The sequence below is a fragment of the Sphingobium fuliginis genome, assembly GCF_004152845.1.
GTDB lineage: Bacteria > Pseudomonadota > Alphaproteobacteria > Sphingomonadales > Sphingomonadaceae > Sphingobium > Sphingobium fuliginis.
On sequence record NZ_SEON01000006.1, the window covers coordinates 69,623 to 94,461 of the forward strand.

At 65.0% G+C, this 24,839-nt stretch carries 16 protein-coding genes; 7 read left to right on the plus strand and 9 right to left on the minus strand.

The window, feature by feature from the left end; translation table 11 throughout:
• Positions 1-13: 13 nt before the first annotated feature.
• From EWH10_RS14890 to EWH10_RS14905, 4 genes are all read right to left on the minus strand, one after another.
• Positions 14-1,975: a sialate O-acetylesterase gene (locus tag EWH10_RS14890; protein ID WP_065846424.1), complete on the minus strand. Its 1,962-nt coding sequence runs from the start codon at positions 1,973-1,975 to the stop codon at positions 14-16.
• A 113-nt stretch (positions 1,976-2,088) separates the two neighbouring features.
• Positions 2,089-3,150 carry an alpha/beta hydrolase gene (locus tag EWH10_RS14895; RefSeq protein WP_044662965.1) on the minus strand — a complete coding sequence of 354 codons (1,062 nt, stop codon included), beginning with the start codon at positions 3,148-3,150 and terminating at the stop codon, positions 2,089-2,091.
• A 62-nt stretch (positions 3,151-3,212) separates the two neighbouring features.
• Complete coding sequence (locus EWH10_RS14900; RefSeq protein WP_044661126.1) at positions 3,213-4,232, minus strand: cupin-like domain-containing protein; 1,020 nt, start codon at positions 4,230-4,232, stop codon at positions 3,213-3,215.
• 2 nt (positions 4,233-4,234) lie between these two features.
• A complete protein-coding gene (locus EWH10_RS14905) occupies positions 4,235-4,978 on the minus strand; it encodes a SapC family protein (protein ID WP_229742661.1) in 744 nt (247 codons plus the stop codon).
• Positions 4,979-5,212: 234 nt separating this feature from the next.
• Here EWH10_RS14905 and EWH10_RS14910 point away from each other — a divergent pair, with 234 nt between their 5' ends.
• From EWH10_RS14910 to EWH10_RS14935, 6 genes are all read left to right on the plus strand, one after another.
• Positions 5,213-8,101: a TonB-dependent receptor gene (locus tag EWH10_RS14910; protein WP_044661125.1), complete on the plus strand. Its 2,889-nt coding sequence runs from the start codon at positions 5,213-5,215 to the stop codon at positions 8,099-8,101.
• A gap of 83 nt (positions 8,102-8,184) precedes the next feature.
• Entirely contained in the window at positions 8,185-9,729 is a 1,545-nt protein-coding gene (locus tag EWH10_RS14915; protein WP_044661124.1) for a tryptophan halogenase family protein, read from the plus strand.
• Between the two features lie 80 nt (positions 9,730-9,809).
• Positions 9,810-10,940 carry a glycoside hydrolase family 43 protein gene (locus tag EWH10_RS14920; RefSeq protein ID WP_065847758.1) on the plus strand — a complete coding sequence of 377 codons (1,131 nt, stop codon included), beginning with the start codon at positions 9,810-9,812 and terminating at the stop codon, positions 10,938-10,940.
• 100 nt (positions 10,941-11,040) lie between these two features.
• Complete coding sequence (locus EWH10_RS14925; protein ID WP_065847761.1) at positions 11,041-13,665, plus strand: glycoside hydrolase family 3 C-terminal domain-containing protein; 2,625 nt, start codon at positions 11,041-11,043, stop codon at positions 13,663-13,665.
• 40 nt (positions 13,666-13,705) lie between these two features.
• Positions 13,706-15,274: an alpha-N-arabinofuranosidase gene (locus EWH10_RS14930; RefSeq protein WP_065847763.1), complete on the plus strand. Its 1,569-nt coding sequence runs from the start codon at positions 13,706-13,708 to the stop codon at positions 15,272-15,274.
• Between the two features lie 25 nt (positions 15,275-15,299).
• Positions 15,300-16,271, plus strand: a complete 972-nt coding sequence (locus EWH10_RS14935; protein WP_130030062.1) for an alpha/beta hydrolase — start codon at positions 15,300-15,302, stop codon at positions 16,269-16,271.
• Between the two features lie 52 nt (positions 16,272-16,323).
• Here EWH10_RS14935 and EWH10_RS14940 read toward each other — a convergent pair whose 3' ends face one another.
• Together EWH10_RS14940 and EWH10_RS22035 are read right to left on the minus strand one after the other, a co-directional pair.
• Positions 16,324-18,111, minus strand: a complete 1,788-nt coding sequence (locus tag EWH10_RS14940; RefSeq protein WP_229742659.1) for an FAD-dependent oxidoreductase — start codon at positions 18,109-18,111, stop codon at positions 16,324-16,326.
• A gap of 139 nt (positions 18,112-18,250) precedes the next feature.
• Positions 18,251-19,642 (minus strand): sugar transferase, encoded by a 1,392-nt coding sequence (locus tag EWH10_RS22035; RefSeq protein WP_048575519.1) that lies wholly within the window; start codon positions 19,640-19,642, stop codon positions 18,251-18,253.
• A gap of 555 nt (positions 19,643-20,197) precedes the next feature.
• Here EWH10_RS22035 and EWH10_RS21785 point away from each other — a divergent pair.
• A complete protein-coding gene (locus EWH10_RS21785; protein ID WP_165363374.1) occupies positions 20,198-20,350 on the plus strand; it encodes a hypothetical protein in 153 nt (50 codons plus the stop codon).
• 216 nt (positions 20,351-20,566) lie between these two features.
• Here the strand turns inward: EWH10_RS21785 and EWH10_RS14955 are convergent, their stop codons facing one another.
• The 3 genes from EWH10_RS14955 to EWH10_RS14965 all read right to left on the minus strand — a co-directional run bounded on the left by EWH10_RS14955 (position 20,567) and on the right by EWH10_RS14965 (position 24,839).
• Complete coding sequence (locus EWH10_RS14955) at positions 20,567-21,193, minus strand: response regulator transcription factor (RefSeq protein WP_226869583.1); 627 nt, start codon at positions 21,191-21,193, stop codon at positions 20,567-20,569.
• Positions 21,180-23,069, minus strand: a complete 1,890-nt coding sequence (locus EWH10_RS14960) for a PAS domain S-box protein (RefSeq protein WP_235600857.1) — start codon at positions 23,067-23,069, stop codon at positions 21,180-21,182. Before EWH10_RS14960 ends, EWH10_RS14955 begins: the two co-directional genes overlap by 14 nt.
• A gap of 309 nt (positions 23,070-23,378) precedes the next feature.
• Complete coding sequence (locus EWH10_RS14965; protein WP_025547649.1) at positions 23,379-24,839, minus strand: lipopolysaccharide biosynthesis protein; 1,461 nt, start codon at positions 24,837-24,839, stop codon at positions 23,379-23,381.

Here is a 24,839-nt window from a genome sequence, read left to right on the forward strand (position 1 = left end):
CCCCCTCCATCCGTTACCGCGTGATCGGCAGCTCGAACGATCCGACCGGCAGCGGCGCTTCGTCATAAAGGTTGACGACCGGCGATTCCGCCCAGGCATAGCGCACGCGCGTCGCCGGCAGGCCGTCGCCCGCCAGCACGATGCGCGTGCCTTCCACCCGGCCGGGTACGAAACGGCAGCTTCCGGCCGCTGCTCCGCACAGTTCGAAGCCGATGGCCTGACTCGCGCTGCGCATATGCAGCCCGCCGGTCAGCCCGGTGAACTCGACCGCCGCGCCGCCGTCCGTCGTCGCCACCGCCCGCGCCGCCTGCGGGCCGGTGCGCGACACCGGATCGCCATAGGCGACGGCGCGCATCGCCCGTGCCAGGCGGCGGCCGACCTCCTGCTTTTCGCCCGGATGGATGTCGAACGGGTCGCCCAGGTCGATGGCCGTGGCGAGGCCGCCATGCGCATCCCGCGCCATCGCCTGATATTGCACCTGGCGCATCGCCGCCCAGCCGCTTTCCCCCGGCTGCGTCACCGGCGCGCCGTAAGCGGCAAGCTGGACCGCGACGAAAGCGAGGTCGGGCGAACCGAACTGCCGCCGCCAATCCTCCATCATCGCCTTCATGCGGTCGGCATAGCCGGGCAGGTCCACGTCCGATTCGCCCTGATACCAGGCGACGCCTTTCAACCCTATCGACCCCAGCGGCGCGATCATGCCGTTGTAGAGCGTGCCCGAACCGGTCGTGTCGCCCCACGGCACGCGCGGCGCGCCCGCCGGCGACCTGGCCGGCACCGCATAGCGCCAGCCGTCGCCCAGCGGCAGGTCCCCGCCCTGCCCCTGCCCAAGCCCCAGTTTCATGACCTCCGCCGGGCCGGACAAGCCGCCATTGGCATAGTTGTCCTGCACATTGACGATCAGCACATTGCGTCCCGGCTTCAGCACGCCGGGGGGCACGTCGAACATGCTCGGCTGCCAGCTTCGGGCGCTCATCGCCACCGGCTTGCCATTGATCCACACCCGGCCGACATCGTCCAGCAGTCCGAGGGAGAGGGTGGCCGCCTGCTTCGCCTGCGCCGCCGTCAGTTCGATCTCCCTGCGGAACCAGACCATGCCATTATAGTCGGCCAGCGCGGGAACGCCCCATTGTTCCCAAGGGCCTATGCTGGGCACGTCCTGCCATGCGATGCTGCTGTCCGGCTGCCAGGGTTCCTTGCCGGCGGCATCCCCGGTTTCCTTGCGCCACCATTTTTCCCATTCGGCGCTGGCCGCCCGCTCCGCCGCAAAGGGATCGCGCCCATGCAGCGATACGAGCGCCGATTGCGCCGCCTGTCCGACCGCCGCCTGCGCCCGCGCGCCCATCCACGGGCTGATCCGCGATCCGCCCCAACTGCTGGCGATGGCGCCGATCGGCACGCCGGCCGCCTTCCGCAATTCCCGCGCCATATAATAGCAGGCGGCTGAGAAATCGGCCACGCTGTCCGGTCCGGCCGGGCGCCAGGACGGCGCCTGCCGGAAGTCGCGCAACGGATCGTCCGCCACAGCGCGCGGCACCAGCATCAGGCGCAATCGGTCATCGGCCGAAGCGCGGATCTGGCCCACCGCATCCTGCGCATTGCGGACCTCCAGCTCCATGTTCGACTGGCCCGAACAGAGGAAGACGTCGCCCACCGCCACATCCTGCGCGACCGCGCTGCCCGACGGAGCGCGGGCCTCCAGCGTCACCGATCCTGCGGTCGCGAGCGGGCCGAACTGCGCCGCGAAACGGCCTTCCCTGTCGGCGCGGACCTGCCGGACCTCACCCGCCAGCGTGACCGAGACGGCTTCGCCGGGATCGGCCCTGCCCGTCACCGTCACCGGATGATCGCGCTGGATGACGGCATGATCGCCGAACATGGGGTCGAAGCGCGGCGCGGCCAACGCCGGAGCCGCGCTCAGCGCGACCAGACTGACGGTCAAACCCAAGTGCCAGATGATGTTGCGGGAAAACATAGGCCGTTCGCTCCTCCCTGTCCTGTCGGCCCTGTCCCAGGCCGTCACGCGCAGGGATAATCCATTTTCCTCCGGCGGCAACTGGATTTGTTATCGCTACCACAGAAAGGCGCCTATTTCGCCGTTCCGAAATCGAGATGGCTGGCGAAGAACGGGATCAGCTTGTCCTGAAAACGCCATGCGACCCGGTTCGTATGATCGCCGTCGTAGATTTCGAAGCTGTTGGCGATGCCATAGCGGTCGAGTGCTTCGTGAAGCGCCCGTGCGTCGTCCTTCAGCCCGTCCTTGTCGCCCACATCGATGGCAATCGCCCTGTAGCGGCGCAGATTGCCGATATATTGGTCGACAAAGGCCAGGGGCGCATTGGCCGCCCAGCGGGCGAGAACCTGCGGCTGCACCTGGCCGTCCTTGACCGGCAGGTCCAGATAGAGCGGCGGGTTCCCGGGATTGGGGGACCAGGCCGCGGCGGTCGCGAGCTGCGCCCTGAGGAGGAAAGGCAAGGCAGCCGAATCGGCAGGAGTCTTCACCGCCTCCAGCGCCTTCAACGCTGCCGCGTCCATCTGCCCGGCGCTGCGCGGGGACAGGCAACAGGGGCTCATCATGTAAAGGGCGCCGAACATGTCGGCATGCTTCATGCCGATGCGGCTGGTGCCGTAACCGCCCATGCTGTGCCCCGCCAGGCCGCGACTTTCGCGGCGGGGGATGGTGCGGTAATGGGTGTCGATATAGCGGACCAGATCACGCGCCATGAAGGTTTCGAAGTCTCCCGTCGTCATCGATCCCGAATACATCGACCCATTATGGACAGTCTTCGAATCGGGCAGCACCAGGATCATCTCCCGCGAGCCCTTCGCAAAGGCATTCTGCACAGTCGTCGGGACATGGATTTCCTTCGTCCATTGTTCCGCTCCGATGGAATAACCGTGCAGCGCATAGATGACGGGATAGCGCCGGCCCGGTTCGCGGCCATAGCTGGGCGGCAACAGGACCAGGACGTCGCGGTCGGCCGCCTCCCCCTCCAGATTGCCTTCGATGGACGGCGCATGCACCTTGATCCGCTCCACGGTCACGGCTTTCGCGCCTGCCACCGCCGGCGGTCCGCCCGTCGCCACCTGCGTCCCGCCGGGCGCGGCGCTCATCGCCAATGCCGATCCGACCATCGCGGCCATGATCATCTTCTTCACATCATCCCCTTTCCATCGCATGTCATTTGTCTTCAAGCTCCTGTCTTCCAGGCTCAGGCGCCCCGCAGCATCCGCATGACCAATGTCCGGATGCGGCCATAATTGCCCTTCGCCAGCGGCCCCAGGACGCCATGCCGCTCCTCCGGCAGATGCGCCAGCGGATGGCCGTTCGGCCGGAAGACGTAATGATCGAAATAGGCGCGCCACGCGGCGCGCTCACGCTCGGGCCGCTCGGCCAGGGCGATCATCGCCAGCAGCATCGCCGCATAGGGCGAATCGGGGCCCGCCGCGAACCCGTCCCACCAATAATTCACGAGGATGTTGACGTCGTCGAGCGCCTCTACCTGATGCCACCAGAGCTTGGGCAGATAAAGCGCGTCGCCCGGAGCGAGATCGACGACGAGGGCCCTTGCCCGCGCGGCCGCGAAACGGGGATAGGTCGCCGCTCCATCGGGTGCGCCCGCCGCCATGGAAACGGGCTGGCCGGACAGGGTATGGTCCACCGGCCCTACATAAAGATCCCCGATGGCGTCCGGCGGATAAAGGGTGAAGCGCCGCCGTCCCGCCACCACGCAGGCGAGATTGTCGTAACTGTCATAATGACAGGCGACCGTCGACCGGTTGCCGATCCAGAGGCGCGGATGAACGCCAGCGCCCACCAAATTGCAGGGATTCTCCTCCGCGAAACCGGGAAAATGGGAATCGGCGGGCAGCGATCCCAGATAGGCGGTTTCGCTCCCGCTTTCGGCATTGGCGGCGATCCGGCCCAGCGCATCGCCGATACTGGCCGTTTCCCGCGTGAAGTTGAAGCCGCCGGGACCGTCGCCATAATGATAACGTCCGCCAAGCTCGGCGCCCGCGGTAAAATATTCGGCGCTCGAACTGGCGGCGAATCGGGCGACATAGTGCAGCGCCGCGGACCCGCCCTGCCCGCCGGCCGCCACTGCCGGCCAGTCGTTGAACCGCCCGCGGATCACCGCGGGTCGGCACAGGGCGGCGAATGCGCGCAGATCGTCAGCCGCCGTCATATCGGCCGCCGCGAACGCCTCGATCACGGGGCTGGCGTCGCCCATGTTCAGGCCGGCACCGCCAGCCGTTCATTGCGGCGGCGCGCCATCAGCGCGATGTGCCGGAGCGAGCCGATCATGGCATAGGCGCTTTGCATATGCCCCGCACGGAACAGCTTGAGCACCGTCGCATCGTCCAGATCGCCAAGCGCATCCAGGCTGATCGTGTAAAGCCCGTCGAGTCGCAGCCTTTCCCCATCATCGAAGTTGAGAGAGATGTCGATCGGCTCGATCAGGCGATGGGCCAGCATCTCCGCGATGAAGGCGTCGGTATCCGCGGCCCCTGCCATCAGGCGGCCCAAGGCATTCTGCACGGCCTTCAGCGATGCCGTCGGCGCGCCCTGCGCATCGAACAGCGATTCGCCCTCCCGCCCGGCAAAACGGTCATGAGCGGGATCGAAGGCGATGCTCTCCCCCAGAGCGAAGAAGCCCTCGCGATCCGCCTCCAGCGGCCGGAAGGCCGGTCGGCCGTCGGGCGAATCGATCAGACATTCCCCTCTTTTGAAGCCCATCAGCGCCCCGGCATAGAAAGCGCCCGTCTCCGCATGTTTGGAAAACAACAGGGGACAGGCAGCGGCCGCAGCCGCAAATTCGCCGACCACGATGCGGACGAAGGGATCGCGTCCCTCATTCGCGGGCCGCATCCGCAAGGTTGCGTGCAGTTCGCTGTTCAGCAGTTCCACCTCTTCCATATCCTCTCCCACCTTATTGACGGCCGCTCGGCTTGCCGCTTCGGCCGGCTTTTTCCCCATGCGAAGGCTGCATCCTGGCGGATAATGATTACGCCTACAATTCCGCTTGATCGCGCGTTTAGATAGCGCTACCATTTTCAGCAGAAAAAAAGAAGACCTGGGTGAGGATGATCAAATCCGCTTAGAAAAGCGGGACAAATCACCCTGATCAAGAAAACATGATCGCCGCAGCAATAGTGCCGCGGCGTTCGGGCGAGATATTGTCTGAACAAGGGGAGGATCATGACGTATAGAATGACCAAGGCCGAACCGGCGCGCGGCCGTGCCGCGCTTGCGGCGACGGCAAGCCTGCTGGTCCTGGCCATCGCCGTTCCGGCCACGGCCCAGGACGCCGCGCCGGCCAGCGATGCCGACATCATCGTCACCGGTATTCGCGGCTCATTGCAGCGCAATCTCGACATCAAGCGCGATTCTTCCGGCGTCGTCGACGTCATTTCTGCGGAAGACATCGGCAAGTTCCCGGATTCGAACGTCGCGGCGTCGCTCCAGCGCCTGCCGGGCGTATCGATCAATCGCGCCGGTTCGCGTGGCGAGCCGGACGGCATCACCGTTCGCGGTTTCGCCGGAGACTTCAACGAAACGCTGATCGACGGCCGCAGGATTTCGACGGCGACCGGCGGACGATCGGTCGACTTCACCACTGTCGGATCGGACTTCGTGGGCCAGCTGGCTGTCCTCAAGACGCCCGACGTTTCTTTGTCGAGCAGTTCGATCGGCGCAACCGTCAATATCTCCTACCCCAAGCCCTTCGATCACCCCGGCACCCGCGTCGCGATGAGCGCGGCCGGATCGGTCCAGGACGATGCCGGCAAGATCGTGCCGACGATCGGCGGCCTGTTCAGCACCACCTTTGCCGACGACACAATGGGCATCCTTGTCGACGCGGTCTATACCCGTCGCGATACCCAGGTGAACCGCGTCTATGTTTCGGGTTGGCAGGGCGGCCGGTTCGCGCCGTGCCAGCTTGCAGGCAGCACCGCCGCAAGCTGTTCCCCGACGTCGGATACTGAATCCGCCGCCTGGGCGACCCCGACCAACCGGCAGAATGTCGTCGGCTGGTATCAGCAGCAATATGGCGCCGACCAGCGCTATACCAAGGATGAACGCATCGACGGCCGCATCGCCTTCCAGTGGCAGCCTTCGGACGACGTGCTGCTGACCATCGACGACAATTATTCGCGTCAGAAGATCGTGACCGACATTTCCGGTTTCGGCATGTGGTTCAACCAGGGCGACCTGCGCAATGTGGAGCAGGACGAGAACGGCACGACGATCAATTTCATCCAGGCGGGCACGCCGACCGACTTCACGGCCGGCCGCGACAGCCGTCTGCTGGAAACCAATCAGGTCGGCGTCAACCTGAAATGGGATGCGACCGACAATCTGAAGTTCGAAGCCGACGCCTCCTACGCCAAGAGCCGGCAGAACCCCGGAAACCGTATCGGCAGCGAGAATGGCGACATCGGCTATGGCGGCCTGCTCGGCACGGCGCTGGGCGTCCGCGTAACCGGCGACAGCAAGAACAGCTTCCCCGAACTGACGACCTATGGCCCGGCCGGCGATCAGTCGCGCTGGAGCGATCCCACCATCATCGGTTCGCACGTCACCGTGCGGTCGGTCCAGAAGAACTCCGATGAGATCAAGCAATTCCGTCTCGGCGGCACCTGGGAGGACGACAGCTTCCGCGTGAAGTTCGGCGGCCGCTATATGGAGGACCGCTTCCGGCTGGAGAACCGCAACACCTTCGCCAATAATTTCTGGCAGGCCTATGCGGGCTACGGCACACCTTCGGGCCGGAATACGGGCGTGCCGATCCCGACCAGCCTTTATGGCCGTCCGATCAGCCTGAACAACTGGATTCCGGGCTTCTCCGGCAATCTGCCGCCGGAACTGCTGGCCTATGACCCGCGCGCCTATCAGGAATATCTGGAAGGGCTGGGCAATCCGCAGACGACGAACATCCCGGGCTTCAACTATGCCGATCCCACGGTCGGGCCGAATTTCACGGGAGCCTTCGACCTCGCGCTCGATCCCGGCAGCGTCCAGGACATCAGGGAACGAACCTGGTCCGCCTATGTCAGCGTGAATTTCGAACATGAGATTGCGGGGATGCCCTTCCGCTTCAATGCGGGGGTTCGCGAGGAGATCACCAACCTGACGTCCAGCGGCGTCGGTCGCTTGCCCATTGCCCTTACGGGCAGCGCCGCCGACCCGACGCTCCTCAACGTCACCTTCTCCGAAAGTCAGCCGATCTCGACGAAGAGCAGCTATTCCTATCTGCTTCCCAGTCTGGATATGAAGCTGGAGGTCACGAACAATTTCCACCTCCGCTTCGACGCATCGCGGACATTGACCCGTCCTTCGCTCAACACCCTGACGCCCGTTCTGAACGTCGGTGTGGGCCAGCGCGTCGGCGCGCTGACCGCGACCGGGGGCAATCCAAGATTGCAGCCTTTCCTTGCGGACAATTTCGACTTCGCGGCGGAATGGTATTATCAGCGCAACTCCTATGCGGCGGTGAACTTCTTCATCAAGGACGTATCGAACTTCATCGTTGCCGGCACGCAGCGCCAGACCATCAACGGCGTGGTCGATCCGACGACGGGCCAGCCGGCCGTCTTCACCGTGTCGCAGCGGGTCAACGGCCCGTCCGCCACGATCAAGGGCGTGGAACTGGCATGGCAGCATGTCTTCGGCGACAGCGGCTTCGGCTTCAATGCCAACGCCACCTTCGTCGATACGAACAAGCCCTATGACAGGACCGACCTGTCGCAGAGCGGTTTCGCGGTAACCGGCCTTGCCAACAGCGCGAACTTCGTCGGCTTCTACGACAAGAACGGCTTCCAGATCCGTGCCGCCGTCAACTGGCGCGACAAATATCTGCAGGCCTTCGGCCAGGCGCAGAACAATTCGGCCTTCGGCGCCGAACCGACCTTCGTGAACGAGGCGTTGCAGGTCGACCTCAGCACCAGCTTCGACATCACGAAGCAACTGACCATCTTCGGCGAGGCGCTGAACCTCACCAACGAAACGGTCAGCACCCATGGCCGGTTCAGCAACCAGTTGCTTGACGTCTACGCCTATGGCCGGCGGTACACCGCAGGCGTTCGTTACCGCTTCTAACCTGTCTCGCCCTGGGGGGATGTCGGTTGACATCCCCTCCCTTTTTGGCGTTCCTTCCCGCTTTCCCTATCAAGGCTGTCGCCATGGTTCATCCCGTCCGCAACATCGTGATCGTCGGCGGCGGGACCGCCGGATGGCTGACCGCCGGCGTGATCGCCGCCCGCCATCGCAGCCGCATCGGCAACGGCTTCACCGTGACGCTGGTCGAATCCCCCAACACGCCGATCATCGGCGTGGGCGAAGGGACATGGCCGACGCTGCGCACCACCCTGTCGCGCATGGGCATTTCCGAAACCGACCTGTTCCGCGAATGCGACGCCGCCTTCAAGCAAGGCGCGCGCTTCGCCCGCTGGACGACGGGAACGCCTGACGACGGCTATTACCACCCCCTGATGCTGCCCCAGAATTTCGGGCAGGTGAACCTTGCCCCCCATTGGCTGGCGAGCGAGGGGGATGAAAGTTTCTGCGACAGCGTCTGTTCGCAGGGCCGCATCTGCGACGACGGCCTGGCACCCAAGACCATCGCGACCGCCGAATATGACGCGCTGGCCAACTATGCCTATCATCTGGACGCGGGCAAGTTCGCGCCCTTCCTGCAACGCCATTGCTGCGAAAAGCTGGGCGTGCGTCATGTCCTGGCCGATGTGGAGCAGGTGCTGATGAAGGAGGATGGCGACATACGCGCCATCCGCACCACCCAGGCCGGCGAGATCGAGGGCGACCTGTTCGTCGACTGCACCGGATTCAAGGCGCTGCTGATCGAAGGCGCGATGAAGGTGCCGTTCAGGGACTGCAACGACGTGCTGTTCTGCGACACCGCGCTCGCCATGCAGGTGCCCTATGAGCGGCCCGACAGCCCGATGGCGTCGCACACCATCTCCACGGCGCAGAGCGCGGGCTGGATCTGGGACATCGGCCTGCCGACCCGGCGCGGCATCGGCCATGTCTATTCCAGCAACCATATTTCCGACGAAGAGGCGGAACGGGAACTGCGCGCCTATATCGGTCCGCTGGCCGAAGGGCTGGGCGCGCGGAAAATCGCAATCCGTTCGGGCCATCGCGAAACCTTCTGGAAGGGCAATTGCGTCGCCGTGGGCCTGGCCGCGGGCTTCCTCGAACCGCTGGAGGCGTCGGCCATCGTCCTCATCGAACTGTCGGCCAAGATCATCGCAGAGCAGATGCCCGCCTGCCGCGAGGTGATGGACATCATCGCTTCGCGATTCAACGCCACGACCCATTATCGCTGGGGGCGGATCATCGATTTCCTGAAGCTGCATTATGTGCTGACGAAGCGCACCGACAGCGATTTCTGGCGCGACAATGTCCGGGAGGAGACCATTCCCGATCGTCTGAAGGAACTGATGCTGCTCTGGCGTTACCAATCGCCCTGGTTCCTCGACGAGTTCGACCGGGTGGAGGAGGTCTTCCCGGCGGCGAGCTACCAATATGTGCTCTACGGCATGGGATTCCGGACAGAGGTCGACCGGCCCGCCCTGGCGCGCGACGCCCATCTGGCGGACCGCGCCCGGCGGGAAAATACCGCCATGACGGCGAAGCTGCGCGCCGGCCTGCCGCGCCATCGCGATCTGATCGACAAGATCGTGGCCCATGGACTGCAACCGGTCTGACGGCCATATAATTTGTCGTACAAGATTGCCTTCGCAAAATGGTAGCGCTATCGTTGCGGGAATAACCAGAGAGGATCAGCATGCCCATGAAGTTGCGCGCATTGGAAGCCCTGCCGCTCGCCGCCCTGTTGCTCGCCGCCGGATGCCAGCAGTCGCAGCCGGCGAACGAAGCCCAGCCGAAGGCCGAAGCGAAGCGCGACGCATCCGAATATCTGTCGCAGCCGCTGGTCAAGGACATCTACACCGCCGATCCGTCCGCCCATGTGTGGAACGGGAAAATCTACGTCTATCCCAGCCACGACATCGACGGGCCGACGCCGGAGGACGATCTGGGCAGCCATTTCGAGATGCGGGACTATCGCATCCTGTCGATGGACAGGATCGGCGGCCCCGTGACGGTCGGCCCGGTGGCGCTGGATGTGAAGGACGTGCCCTGGGCCGACAAGCAGATGTGGGCGCCGGACGCTGCGTACAGGAACGGCACCTATTATCTCTACTTCCCGGCCAAGGACAAGGAGGGCGCCTTTCGCATCGGCGTCGCCACGTCGAAGGACCCCATGGGTCCGTTCAAGGCGCAGCCGCAGCCGATCAAGGGCAGCTATTCGATCGATCCCGCCGTCTTCACCGATGATGACGGATCGAGCTATATGTATTTCGGCGGCATCTGGGGCGGACAGCTTCAGCGCAATGTCGACGGCAAATATGATCCCGATGGGTCGAAGACCGATCTGGGACAGGACGACAAGCCCGCGCTGGCGCCGCGCGTCGCGAAGCTGACCGGCGACATGCTGGAATTCAGCGAAGCGCCCCGCGCGATCCAGATCCTGGACGACAAGGGCAAGCCGCTGCTGGGCGGCGACCATGACCGCCGTTTCTTCGAGGCGTCGTGGATGCACAAATATAAGGGCAAATATTATTTCAGCTATTCGACCGGGGATACCCATTATCTGGTCTATGCCATCGGCGATTCACCCTATGGTCCCTTCACCTACAAGGGCCGCATCCTGGAGCCTGTGGAAGGATGGACCACCCATCATTCCATCGTCGAATGGAACGGGAAATGGTGGCTGTTCTACGCCGACAGCCAGTTGTCGGGCCAGACCCGCCTGCGCAACGTGAAGGTGACCGAACTGCATTATAATCCCGACGGCACGATCCGGACCATCAATCCCTTCGTCGCCAAGGGGATGAAGGACGGCGCGGCCCATTGAGCGCGCCGGGCGCGGGGGAAGTGCCATCCCCCGCGCCCCACCGACCGGACGAGACATATCGAGCGACGCTGAAAACAGCGCGCTTCTTGGGGAGATAATCATGAAGACCGCTTTCGCCTTGCGCGCGGCCGGCGCGATATTGTGCCTCGCGACCCCGGCAATTGTCCATGCGCAGGCCACGGACATATGGGCGGAGGCCGACGGCAAGGCGCGGGAGATCGTCGACAGGCTGACGCTGGACGAGAAGGTCGGGCAGCTTCTGAACGTCGCGCCCGCGATCCCGCGCCTCGGCATCCCGGCCTATAACTGGTGGACCGAATCCCTTCATGGCGCGATCGGGGCGGTGCCCACGACCAATTTTCCCGAACCCATCGGCCTTGCCGCCACATTCGACGCGCCGTTGATCAGGCAGGTCGCCGCCACCATCGGCACGGAGGTCCGGGCGCTGCATAGGCTGGGACGGCAGACGGGGCATCTCGGCCGGATCGGCACGGGCCTCGACACATGGTCGCCCAACATCAACATCTTCCGCGATCCGCGCTGGGGCCGGGGGCAGGAAACCTATGGCGAAGACCCCTATCTGACGGCACGGATCGGCGTCGCCTTCGTCCAGGGCATGCAGGGGGACAATCCGGACCTGCCTCTGGTCGTCGCCACGCCCAAGCATTTCGCGGTCCATAGCGGCCCCGAACCCAGCCGCCACACCGACAATATCTTCGCCACACCGCACGATCTGGAGGACACCTACCTGCCCGCCTTCCGCGCCGCCATTGTCGAGGGCAAGGCCGGGTCGATCATGTGCGCCTATAACCGCGTCGACGGGCAACCGGCCTGCGGCAGTCATATGCTGTTGCAGGACTATCTACGCGGCGCATGGGGCTTCAAGGGCTATGTCGTGTCCGACTGCGACGCCGTGGTCGACATTTACGAGCATCACAAATATGCGCCCGACGCCGCCACCGGCGTTGCCGTCGCGCTGCGCTACGGGGTCGACAGCGAATGCAACAATGCGACGCTGGGCGGACGCACCGACCTTGGCGATCGATACAAGGAATCGCTGGCGCGGGGCCATATCGGCATGGGCGACATCGACACCGCCCTCGTCCGGCTCTTTTCCGCGCGATACCGCAATGGCGACCTGCCGGGCCTGTCCTCCCGCAAGCCCAACGCGATCCCGCCAAGCGCGATCGGTACGCCGGATCATCAGGCGCTGGCGCTGAGCACCGCGGAAAAGAGCCTTGTGCTGCTCAAGAATGACGGCGTCCTGCCGCTGAAGCCCGGGACGAGAATCGCGCTGGCTGGGCCTTTGGCGGATGCGACCCGCGTGCTGCGCGGCAATTATTCCTCGGCCAAGAGCGCTCCACCCATTTCGGTCGCGGAGGGCCTGAAACAGGTCATGGGCGCGGACAGCGTGACGGTGATCCCCTTCAGCCCGTCGATCACGGACGGCGACCTCGTCCCCGGCACCGCGCTGTTGACGCCGGACGGCAAGCCGGGAATCAAGGCCGAATATTTCAACGCCACGGGCAAGGACCAGTTTGCAACCCGGCCGGTGCTGACGCGGACCGAAACCAGCATCGTATCGCGGGCGGCCGAGTTCAAACAGTTGTCGGACCAGCATCGGGTCCGCTGGAGCGGCTATCTGGTCGCGCCGGAAACCGGCCTCTATCGGCTGGCGCTGACCGGAGTGAAGGGCGAGGTCTCGCTGAACGGCAAGCCCGTCGTCTCCGCCAGCGAATATTCGCGCTGGGCGGAACCGCTGAAGCTGGTCGAGGTGCGCATGACCAGGGGCGAGCGCTACGCCATCCGCCTGCAGGGCGAGAGCGGCGTCGCCGCCAGCCCGGCGATCTTCTGGAAGCGCGTTACCGACGATCTCGACCGTGATCTGACAGCGGGCGCGAAGGATGCCGATGTCGTCGTCGCCGTGGTCGGCCTGACCTCCGACCTGGAGGGCGAGGAGATGCCCGTCAAGGTGGAGGGTTTCGACGGCGGCGACAAGACGACGCTGGACCTGCCCGCCGACCAGCGCGCCTTCCTGGAAAAGGCCAGGGCGCTGGGCAAGCCGCTGGTCGTCATCGCCATGAATGGCAGCGCCATCGACCTGTCCTGGGTGAAGGAGAATGCCGCCGCCATCGTCGAAGCCTGGTATCCGGGCCAATCCGGCGGGCTGGCGGTCGGCAATGTCCTTTCGGGCAAGGCCGATCCGGGCGGCCGACTGCCCGTCACCTTCTACAGGAGCGTCACTGACCTGCCGCCTTTTACCGACTATGGGATGGAGGGGCGCACCTATCGCTATTTCAGGGGCAAGCCCGTCTATCCCTTCGGCCACGGCCTCAGCTACACCAGCTTCCGCTACGCCCCGCTGACGGTCGAGCCGGTGGACGGTTCGGTCGAGAATGGCCTGAAGGTGCGCACCGCCATCACGAACACGGGTGCAAGGGCGGGCGACGATGTCGCGCAACTCTACATCACGCCCCCACGGTTCGAGGGCGCGCCTCGCCTTGCCCTGCGCGGCTTCCAGCGGGTGACGCTGAAGCCCGGCGAGACCCGGAAGGTGGAATTCACCTTGAGCCCCCGCGACCTCAGCTTCGTCACCATCACGGGCGAGCGCGGGCTGATACCGGGCGATTATGGCCTGAGCGTCGGCAGCGGCCAGCCGGACGACGGCGTGCAGGTCCCGCAGGCCCGCTACAGCATCGCCCGGATGATCCCGCTGCCCAAATAGGTTTCGCCCATTCCGCCGCCATTTTCCGAAAAGGACGACCATGATCAAGACCCTGCGCCGCACGACCGCCGCCTTGCTTCTCTGCGCCAGCGCATTGGCGGCGACGACCGCCAGCGCCGACACCGCCGGCAAGCCGACCACCGCCACCATCCATGCCGACCGGCCCGGCCCGGTCTATGACCGCCGCATCTTCACGCAATTCGCCGAACATCTGGGCCATGGCATCTATGGCGGCCTGTGGGTCGGCAATGATCGGTCGATCCCCAACACCAATGGTTTCCGCAACGATGTGGTGGCGGCACTGCGCAACCTCTCCGTCCCGGTGATCCGCTGGCCGGGCGGCTGCTTCGCGGACGAATATCACTGGCGGGAGGGCGTCGGCCCGAAGGGCAAGCGCCCGATCAAGGTCAACACCAATTGGGGCGGCGTGACCGAACCCAATAGCGTCGGCACGCATGAATATTTCGAACTGCTGCGGCAGGTCGGCGCGGAAGCCTATATTTCCGGCAATGTCGGCAACGGCACGCCGCAGGAAATGGCGGAATGGGTCGAATATATCACCGCGCCCGCCGGCAGCCTGGCCGATGAGCGCGCGAAGAACGGGCACAAGGAACCCTGGGTGCTGCCCGCCTTCGGCATCGGCAATGAGCTGTGGGGCTGCGGCGGCAACATGCGCGCCGAATATGCCGCCGACGTGACGAAGCGCTATTCGACCTTCCTGAAGGTTCCGGCGGGCAAGACGCTGGTGCGGATCGCGTCTGGCGCGAACGGCGGCGACTATAACTGGACCGAAGTGATGATGCGCGACGCGGCCAAGCAACTGGATGCGCTGTCGCTCCATTATTACACCCTGCCCCAGGGCGGCTGGCCGCCCAAGGCCGATCCGGTCAATTTCGACGAGACCGCCTGGGCCGACACGCTGGCCGCCACATGGAAGATGGACGAGCTTATCACCGGCCATAGCAAGGTGATGGACAAATATGATCCGCAGAAGCGGATATTCCTGGCTGTGGACGAATGGGGCACATGGTATGCGCCCGACCCCGGCACCAATCCCGGCTTCCTGCGGCAGCAGAACACGCTGCGGGATGCGCTGGTCGCCTCCGTCAATCTCGACATCTTCGCCAAACATGCCGACCGCGTGCGCATGAGCGCCATCGCGCAGATGGTGAATGTGTTGCAGGCGATGATCCTGACCGAAGGCAGGAAGATGGTGCTCACCCCCACCTATCATGTCTTCGAAATGTACAAGCCCTGGCAGGACGCGACGGTGCTGCCGATCGACATCGACACGCCCTGGTACAACAAGGACAGGTTCGTCATGCCGGCGGTCAGCGGATCGGCGGTGCGGGCCAGGGACGGCAAGGTCCATGTCGGGCTGTCGAACCTCGATCCCAACCAGACCAATATGGTGACGGTGAAGCTGGACGGGCTGAACGCCGCCAATGTGTCGGGCCGCATCCTGACCGCCCCCGCGATCAATTCGCACAACAGCTTCGACGCGCCGGAGGTGGTGAAGCCCGCCGCCTTCACCGGCGCGCAGGTGAGCGGCGGCACGCTGACGGTGGCGCTGCCGCCCAAGTCGGTGGTCGTGCTCGACCTGCAATAAGGATCGATAGTCACAGGAGGATGAGATGAAGCATCTATCTGCTCGGAAGGCATTGCGGCGCCCCTTCCGCTTCCCGGCGGCCCGCGCTTTCGCCATCGGCATCGCCGCCTGCGCCTTGGCTGCTCCGGCGCTGGGTCAGGCGCAGGACGACAGGATGACGCCCATTGCCGCCCCGGCCCAGCCCGACGCGATCGAACTGGGCACCGGCGCACTTCCCGGCGCCACGGCGAAGGAAAGCTGGCACCGCCAATATGGCAGCCGCTTTGCCCGCAACGTCACCGTTGCGACGCTGACGCCCTTCCTGCCCGATCCGGCCAAGGCTTCCGGCGCGGCGGTCGTCGTCGCGCCGGGCGGCGGTTTCCGCACGCTTTCCATGGACAATGAGGGCTATGACGTCGCGCGGGCGCTTGCCGCCAGGGGGGTTGCCGCCTTCGTGCTGAAATATCGGCTGCGCCAGACGCCGGCCGACATGGCGGGTTTCGAACGGTCGATGCAGGAGATGTTCTCCGGCGTGGCCAGGACACCGCTGCCCGCTCCCGCCTCGGCAGCGACAGACCTTGCCCCGCAACTGGCGGATTCGACCGCCGCCTTCCGCCTGATCCGCGCACGGGCGGCGCAATGGCATGTCGACCCGGACCGGATCGGCATGATCGGCTTTTCCGCCGGGGCGATGCTGACCATGGCGACGACGCTGTCGGCCACGGAAGCGAAGCCCGCCTTCATCGGCAATATCTACGGTCCGCTGGGCAGCATGACCGTGCCGCAGGACGCGCCGCCGATGTTCGCCGCCATCGCCGCCGACGATCCGCTGTTCGGCAATCGCGACTTCAAGCTGATCGACGACTGGCGCGCGGCGCATCGCCCGGTGGAATTCCACCTTTACGAACAGGGCGGCCACGGCTTCGGCATGTATCCGAAGGCGACCACCAGCACCGGCTGGTTCGACGCCTTCGTGCGGTGGATCGACATGCACGGCATGCTCAAGCGGGCGCGGTAACAGAGTGGAAGGGAGGGGTTGATCCCATATCGCCGGATCGGCCCCTCTGTCCTTAGCCTCCCAGCATCCGGTTCAGCCGGAACTTCAGCCGCCGCCGATAATCCTCGAAGGCGGAAACGCCGTGGATGACGCCCTTATTGGCGACCAGCGCGGCCTGGAGTCCCGGAATCGGCACGTCCTGCACGTCGCGCACATTATCTTCGCCCAGCGCCATGGCGGCCGCCCTGCCCGCCGCTTCGCCCAGCGCCATGGACGTCAGTTCCATGCGGATCGTGGCAAAGGCCTGATGCGTCGCCGCCACGCAGAAGGGGACTATGAGATTGGTGCACTGGTCCCGGTGCGGCAGCATCAGGTCCATCGGCAGGGGCGAGCGTTCATATTTCCCGCCGGTCCGCAACATGATCGAGCCTTCATTGCAGATGCCCCATCGCCCCGCCCCGTCCTGCACCGCGATGCGCCGGGTGGAATGGCTGTCCTGCCAATAAGAGCCCATGGCGACGATGCCCTTGCGGCGCGGCTCCGCGCCGTCCACGTCCGACAGGTCCCTGCCCGACCAGTTCAGCCCATTGTCGAGCCGGCGCGCCTCGCGGACATAGAGTTGCGGCGACCAGCCCGGCAGGTCGTTGGGATGCGGATGGATGTGCCGGCCCCGAACCAGGCCCCATTCGCGCACCTCGCGTTGCAGGCCCGGCGGAATGCGCGGGTCGCGGCCATAGGCCATGGCGTGGAACCAGCCCCGCAGATAGGCTTCATGCGCCTTCCAGATCTTCTCCCGTGTCGCATAGTCGGCCTGGGGATAGTCGTGGCTGAGGCCCACGGCATCGATGGACATCAGCGCGCGGTTGTTGACGTCGTAAATGCCCGGCGCGACCTCATCCGCCTTCACCAGATCGCGGGCGAAGGTCCAGTCGCGTCCATATATCCGCCCCTTGCGCCGGCGGGCGTCCAGGTCGCGGAACAGCAGTTCGTAGCGGGATTCGTCATAGCCATCGGGCGCGCGGGCGGGCAGGTCCTGCCGCAGGTCGGGACGGTTGGTCATGGTCAGGCGGAAACAATAGGCCTGCACCGCCTTGTCCGCCGCGCCAAGGGGAAGATCGGGCGCCGCCGCGACATGCGGCAGCAGGGCGCCGCCCTCGCCATTCCAGAAAGGGCTGATCGGCGCGATGCTGTCCTCATCGGGACGGCCGCCGCGCACCAGATGGCCGTTTTTCGCGCCGCGATAGCCGTTGAGCGGATTGGCGGCGTCGGCCGCCTCCCGCCCCACCTTGAACGCGACGCCGGCACGCGCCATGAGATCGCCTTCATAGCTGGCGTCGATGAACATGCGCCCGCGCACGATCCTGCCCGATTGCAGGAAGAATTCGCTTATGCGGCGATCGACGAGCTTGACGTCCTCCACGCCGTCGGACCAGACCATCGGCACGCCCGCACTGGTCGTCATGCGCTCGAACAGGGGCACGGCAAGGGCGGGATCGAAGGCATAGCGGTTGCGCGGCATGCCGCCCGCCGCCGCGAGCCGTTCGATCACGGCACGGGCCAGGCCGCCAAAGGCGTCGATGTCGCGATAATCGGTCCAGCTCAACCCGCCGGACAGCATGCCGCCCGGCTGCCGTTCCCGCCATCCGCCGACGATGATCGCGGACGCGCCCATCTGCGCGGCGCTGACGGCGGCGACGATGCCTGCCGGCGTCGCGCCATAGACGACGACATCGGCGCGCAAGGTCCGGCGCCCGACCATCGGCCTGCGCGAGGATTGGACGATGCGCGGTTCATTGTCGCGCTGACAGGCCGCCAATGCCGTGCCGGCCAGCCCGCCGGCGAGGAAAGTCCGTCGATCCATGATGCTCCCCAATAATGGAAGATTTATTTCATGCGCGGCGGCGATGATCCATTCGGTGTGATCACTTACCCATTGCGGGGAAATGCGCATTCGGTCGTTCCGGGGAGGGTATCGATCGGAAATGCAGTCTTGCCGGGGATCAAAAGGCGTTTCTGTGCACCAGAATCTGAACGGTGCCGAACAGGATCACGATGTCGCGCATCAGGCTCCAGCCATTCATATATTCAAGATCGGCTTCCACCCGCTGCAAAATATCCGCCCTGGTTTCGGTGGCGCCCCTGAACCCGCGAATCTGCGCGAGACCGGTTATTCCGGGTTTCAGCGCATGTCTTTTCCAATATTGGCGGTCGACGCGCCAGAACAATATGTCCTCCGCCGTCGATCCGATGGCATGAGGTCTTGGTCCGACAAGGCTCATCTCACCCAGAAGGACATTGATGAGCTGCGGCAATTCATCGATGCTGGTCCGGCGGATGAAGCGGCCGACGCGCGTGATCCTGTCGTCCGTCCGGCTGGCCGAGCGGACGCCGTCCATATCGCATCGCTCCACCTTCATGCTGCGGAATTTGAGGATGCTGAACAGGGTGTTGCCCCGCCCAATCCGTTGCTGACGGAAGAAGACGGGGCCGGGCGAATCCAGCTTGATCGCAACGGCAACGGCGATCATCAGCGGCATCAGCCCGATCAGCAGGGGCACGGTGACGAACAGGTCCAGAAGCCGCTTCGTCGCCCGGTTCGCCAGGTTCAGCGGCCCTCGCGCCACCACCAGCGTGGCCATGTCCTGCCAGCGCCCGACCGTCAGCGGCGCCATGGATTCGACTTCGGGAGAGACGATCTCGCCCAATATATTGCCGCCCTTCAGCATCTGCGCCCAGGTCACGCGGCGGTCGGCGGGGCATGCGACGACCACCCTGTCGTGATCGCGCAGCAACATGCCCAGCCGGTGCAGCATATAGGGGTCGTCCAGATCGGCGCGAAGGCCGATGGCCTGCGCGTCCACCAGGGCCATCTGGCCCGGATTTTCCGGAATCGGGCAGTCGTCCACGATCAGCAGTTCGGCAAACAGCCGGTCCCCGAAATGGCGTTCGAGAAGGCGGCTCAGCAGCAGCCGTTGCGCCAGCAGCAGCCCGCCCGCGCAGCCCAGCCCCGCCAGCACGGCGGCGCGGGAGAAGGTCGAGGTCGATTTCACCGCGAACAGCACGAGGAAGAAGATCAGCACCGTGCCGGCAAAGGCCCGCGCGGCATTGCGGCAACTGGTCGTCGCATTGGTCAGGCCGCGGGGATCATAGGCCTGATTGTGAAAGGCGATGATGAGATAGGCCATGAGCAGCGCCGCGACGGAGGCGCCGCTGTCGCGAAGCCCCCCGTCCACGGGCGCGAGCGCCAGTCCGACGCTCAGCCCGCATGTCAACGCCACCATGTCCCACAGCGCCAGGGCAAGGCAAAGCCAGATTCGCAAGGCGCGATGCGCCGCGGCAGGGCCCCGTCCGCCGGCAGGACGGGTCGCCATCGCCAGGTCAATTCTCGACATGCACACCTCATTTTGCGCGCCTGGAGGATTCTCCGTGCCCGTGGCACGCATTCGATCGAAACGCAGTTGATGCAGAATATCTGTTCCGGCGACCTGATCCTTATCCGCGCTAAATCAGACATAATGTCGCTTCAGGTGCAATCCGGGAGAATACAGAGGGTTGATCGACGGTCCGAAATATCAGCCGGTGGGTATTCCTGCGTAGATGACAGATGACGCCTTTCATCTATAGTTCATACAGGACAGCTTCGCGAGGCAGCCGAAAGAGCTGCGATTGGATGATGGAACAGGATGGCAATGATTATCGCGATGGCGGTCGTCTCCGGGATATGGATGCTTGGGTCCTGTAATCTCTGGCGATTGCAGAACAAGTCGCGGAACATTGTAAGGATTGGGTGGCGGGATCGGCTCTTCGCGCTCCTGTGGTTGCCGGCATCGCTTTATCTTCTGGTCATTTCACTGCCCTATCTCACCTGGGACCTTATCAGGCGGAAGCGGAGAGGACGCACATGGCGCCGGTCGGCGCAGGGCGCGAAACGGGCATCGCTGCGGCTGGTGAAATCATCCGCCCGGGTGGAGGGCCAGGACAGGCAATCGAGCCTGCCGCACCCCCCCTATGGCGGATCGCCATTGCAGGTCGTCAAGAGCAGGGCGGCGCCCGACGATGCCCTGTTCACGATCAGATCGCCGGCAGGACGGCGGCGCTGAAGTTTCAGGAGAGAGAGGAGAAGGCAGCGACGCGCCGGGGATCGGAGGACGAAGGCTCCGCATCCGGGCGCGGTGGAGCGGTTCGATCGGATTATGGCCGGTCGAACCGCTCCTATCGCTCATCCGGCCGCGAAATGCGGCTGAGGGCGGTCCATTTCGGGAGACGGCCCGATCCGGGCCGGAAACAACGGCCCGCCGATCGCCGGCCCGTGTTCCTCAGCAATCCAGCTGCCTGCCGATCCCGGCGGCGAACGCCACGCGCAAGGCATCGGACAGGCTGCGCGTCTCCAGCTTGGACATCAGATTGGCGCGGTGGATTTCCACGGTGCGCGGGCTGATGCCCAATTGCAGCGCGATATGCTTGTTCGGCAGGCCCATGGTCAGCCCCGACAGCACGTCGCGCTCCCTGGGGGTGAGCTTCTCCACCATGGCCCCTGCGCGCACCGCCCGCTGACGGCGCGCGCCGGTATCCTGGAACAGCGTCCAGCAATTTTCGACCGCGCGCAGCAGCGTCTCCCGCTCGAAGGGCTTCACCAGGAAATCGACCGCGCCCATCTTCATCGCCGTCACGGTGGAGGCGATGTCGCCATGGCCGGTCAGCATGATGATGGGGAAATAGAGTTCCGCCTCGTTCAGTCGCCGCTGCACCTCTATCCCGTCCATTTCCGGCATGCGCAGGTCCATGATCACGCACCCCAGCGGCTCGTTCGCGGCGGCCGCCAGAAAATGCGTGCCGCGCTGCCAGGTGCGGACCGTATAGCCCTCCAGCTCCAGCAGGAAGGCGGTCGCGGCGCGGACCGAATCCTCGTCATCCACGATGTGGATCAGCTTAGTGGGTTCCAATGGCGTTTCCCTTCTTGCGTCTGAGACTGAAACCGAAGCAGCTTCCCGTGACGCTCGGCTCCAGCCAGATCCGTCCGCCATGGGCTTCGACAATGGTGCGGCAGATGGACAGGCCGACGCCGGTCCCCTCTTCCTTGCTGCTGACAAAGGCATCGAAAATCCGGTCCTTGATCGCGGGCGGAATGCCCGAGCCGGTATCGGAAACCAGAAAATGCGTGGTAAGTTCGTCCGCCGCCGCGACCCGCACGGTCAGCCGCCGTTCCGGCTCCTCGCGCATGGCGTCGATGGCATTGCGGCAGAGATTGCCGATCACCTGCTGGATCTGGATCGGATCGGCAAAGATCGATCCGGTGCCCGGCGCGACGTCCATTTCGACGGTGACGTCCGCCGCCTCCGCCATGGCGGCGATCAGCGCCAGGCTGCTGCGCGCCACATCCTGCGCGTCGTGGATTTCCAGCAGCGCCTCTCCGTCGCTGGCGAAATCGCGCAGGCGGCGCATGATCGCGCCGGCGCGCACCGCTTCCTGCGCGGCGGAGCGGAAGATGCGGTTCAGCTTCGGCCGGTCCGCCTCCTGCCCGCGCATCAGCAGGATCGAACTGCCCTCCATATAGGCGGCGAGCGCGGTCAGCGGCTGGTTCAGCTCATGCGCCAGCATGGAGGCCATCGCGCCCATCGCGCTGTAGCGGGTGCCGTGCAGCATCTCCGTCTGGAGCAGTTCCAGCCGCGCCTTGGTCGCATCCTGTTCGGTGAGGTCGCGGATGAAGGCGGTATAGTGCGTCTCATGCGCGCCCTCCATCTTCACGAAGCTCATCTCGATGGGAAAGTTGGAGCCGTTGCGGCGGCGCCCGATCAGCCTGCGCGGATAGGATAGCGGCCCGTCGCTCTCCACATGGAGAGGCTCGTCGCGGACCTCCCGCGGCGGCTGCGCTCCGGTCAGCAGATGGTCGAACTCCGCGCCTTCCAGCTCGCAAAGATTATAGCCGAACATGCGGCAGGCGGTGCTGTTCATATAGTCGATCCGCCCCGAAATATCGACGACGAACACTGCGTCGGGCGCGGTTTCCAGGATGGACCGCAATTCCGCTTCGCGTTCCTGAAGGGCGACTTCCTGCGCCCGTTCCGCCGTCACGTCGCGCACCAGCTTGGCGAAGCCCTGAAGCCGTCCCTTGTTGTCGCGCAGCGCCGTCACCACGCAGTTCTGCATGAAGCTGCTGCGGTCGTTCCTGATGAAATGGCAGTCGAATTCGCAGCTGCCATGCTCCTTGGCCAGGGCGAAGGCTTCGGCCATATTGTCTTCCATGCCGGGATGATGGGAATAGAGCAGCGATACCGGGCGGTTCACGATGTCGCGGCTGTCCCAGCCGGTGAAGCGTTCGGCGCCCCGGTTCCAGTGGACGACCCGCCCCTCCACATCGGTCATGTAGAGGGCGTAGTTGACCGATCCGTCGGTCAGCAGCTTCAACTGCTCTGTCAGGCGGTTGACATAGGCGCCCTGCCGTTCCGCCCGCGCACGCCAGAAGGTGGATTTCAGCGCCACCCCATTGGCCGCCACCATGACCAGCAGGAAGGCCAGGCCGTCCTCGCCGGTTCCGCCCCTGATCTTCACGTCGACAATGGCGTAGATGACCGTCAGCAGGCCGGCGGTGGTGACCGCGCCCGGGCCGATCCCCATCAGGGTGGCGACGGAAATCACGATCAGGGTGAGGACGGCATAGTCCCCGGCGGTCAGCGACGCGACGCCGTTGCGGAAAATCCACGAGGACGCGAGGAAGACGATGACCAGCGACGCGATATATTTGCCGAGGCCGCTCCAGCGCACTTCGGCAATCCACGCGGCCCACGCGGCGGGGACGAACCGTCGCGACGCATTACGCATGAATGCCAGCGAGAAACGCCGCTGAAGGCGCTCCCCGGCACCGGTTGCAAGCATAGTCTTTGACTCCGCGCTTATAGCCCAGAACTATTTCTTGCGACCTTGGTTTTTATTGGAGCAGGCCGGGATCGGCCCGACTCCGCTCATGCGTCATCCCCATAAGCCAGCCCTTCCTAAGGGAAATAGCTTAAGGGGAATTGCTGCGTTGCAATAGTGGTAACAGCATGGTCACGGATTGCCTAGTAGGTATTGCTACGGAATTTTACATCTTTACGGCAATAAAATCGCGCAAGAGCAATATATTAACATAGGTTATGCCGTGCCGTAGCGGCCCCTGGCGAACATCAGGAGCTGAACCAGCGCGTTTCGCCCGAGCAACAGGAGCGCAACGCCATAGGCCAGCGCTCCGGTGAGGATGGTGACGGTCAGCGCTTCGGCCGGGGCCATCTGGACCAGAAAGGGCCGCGCGCCCAGAACGCATCCCGCCATGGCCGCGGAAGCGAACAGCCCCAGCCGAACGGCGCGCCAGTAATCTGCCCAGCCGATCGGCAGCAGCAGGACCACGCCCAGGACGGAGAGCGGGTAGAGCAGCCAGGCGCGCAGGGTGAAGGCGGCGGCGATCGCGCCCGGCCCCTGATCCGCCGTCGCGAAGAAGAGGGTGCAGTTCACCACGGCATAGAGGGCGGCGAGCCATGTCTGCCATTGCGGCTTGCCAAGGGCGAGCATGAGCGACTGGTTATAGATGCCGACCGCCTGGAGCGCGCCGAAGAGGCTGAGATATTGCATCACAGGCACCGCCCCCGCCCAGCGCGGTCCGAAGACGAGATGGATGAAGGGATCGGCCACCAGCGCCATGCCGACAAAGGCCGGGGTGGTGATCAGCGATGTCGCGGATACGAGCTTGAGGAAGGCCGCCGTCAGTCGCGGCGGATCGTGCTTGAGCTGGGAGAAGGCCGGGAAGGCCACGCGGGAGAGGGCCCGCGCCAGCAGCAAGTTGGCGGCCAGCAGCGCGCGCTTGCCGACCGTATAGACGCCCGCCGCCGCCGCGCCCAGCACGACGCCCACGATCAGCACGTCGGAGTTGGAATTGAAGAAATTGGCGATGCCCGTCAGCGTCACATGACGGCTGTAGAAGAAGATTTCCCGTCCCTTCTGCCGCGCGAAGCGGAAGCGCGGCCGCCGGGGGCACGCCGCCCAGAGGATCGCGGCGCCGATCAGGGCGGTCGCCAGATTCTGCATCACCAGCGCCGTCAGCCCATAGCCAGCCATCGCCATGGGAATGCCGACCAGCGCGCCCGCCATGGTCGACAGGGTGGATCGCACCGCCAGCGGCCGCATCATCAGCGCCCGCGTCAGCCAGGCCTGCGGCACGACGTTCAGCGCGGAAAGGAAATTGGCGATGCTGAGCCAGCGCAGCACCCATGCCAGGCCCGGCTGGTCCAACGCCCGTTCCGCGACGCCGGCGCAGGCCAGGGTGAGCAGCAGCATCAGCGCGCCCAGGGCGAAGGCGATCCAGAAGGCGGTATCGTCCAGGTCGGGATCGTCGCGCCCGGCGCTGACCATCGGGGCGCTGATGCCCGACAGCACCGTCATCTGGAAGAACTGCCCCGCCAGCAGCGCCATGGCGACCACGCCCAGCGCCGCGGCGTCGACATAGCGGGCGACGATCATGAAGGCGAGGAACTGAAGCGCCTGCACGCTCCAGCTTTCGACCAGCGACCAGGCCATGCCCGATCGGATTTTCCCGGCTATGCCGCCCGTGGTTGCGGACAT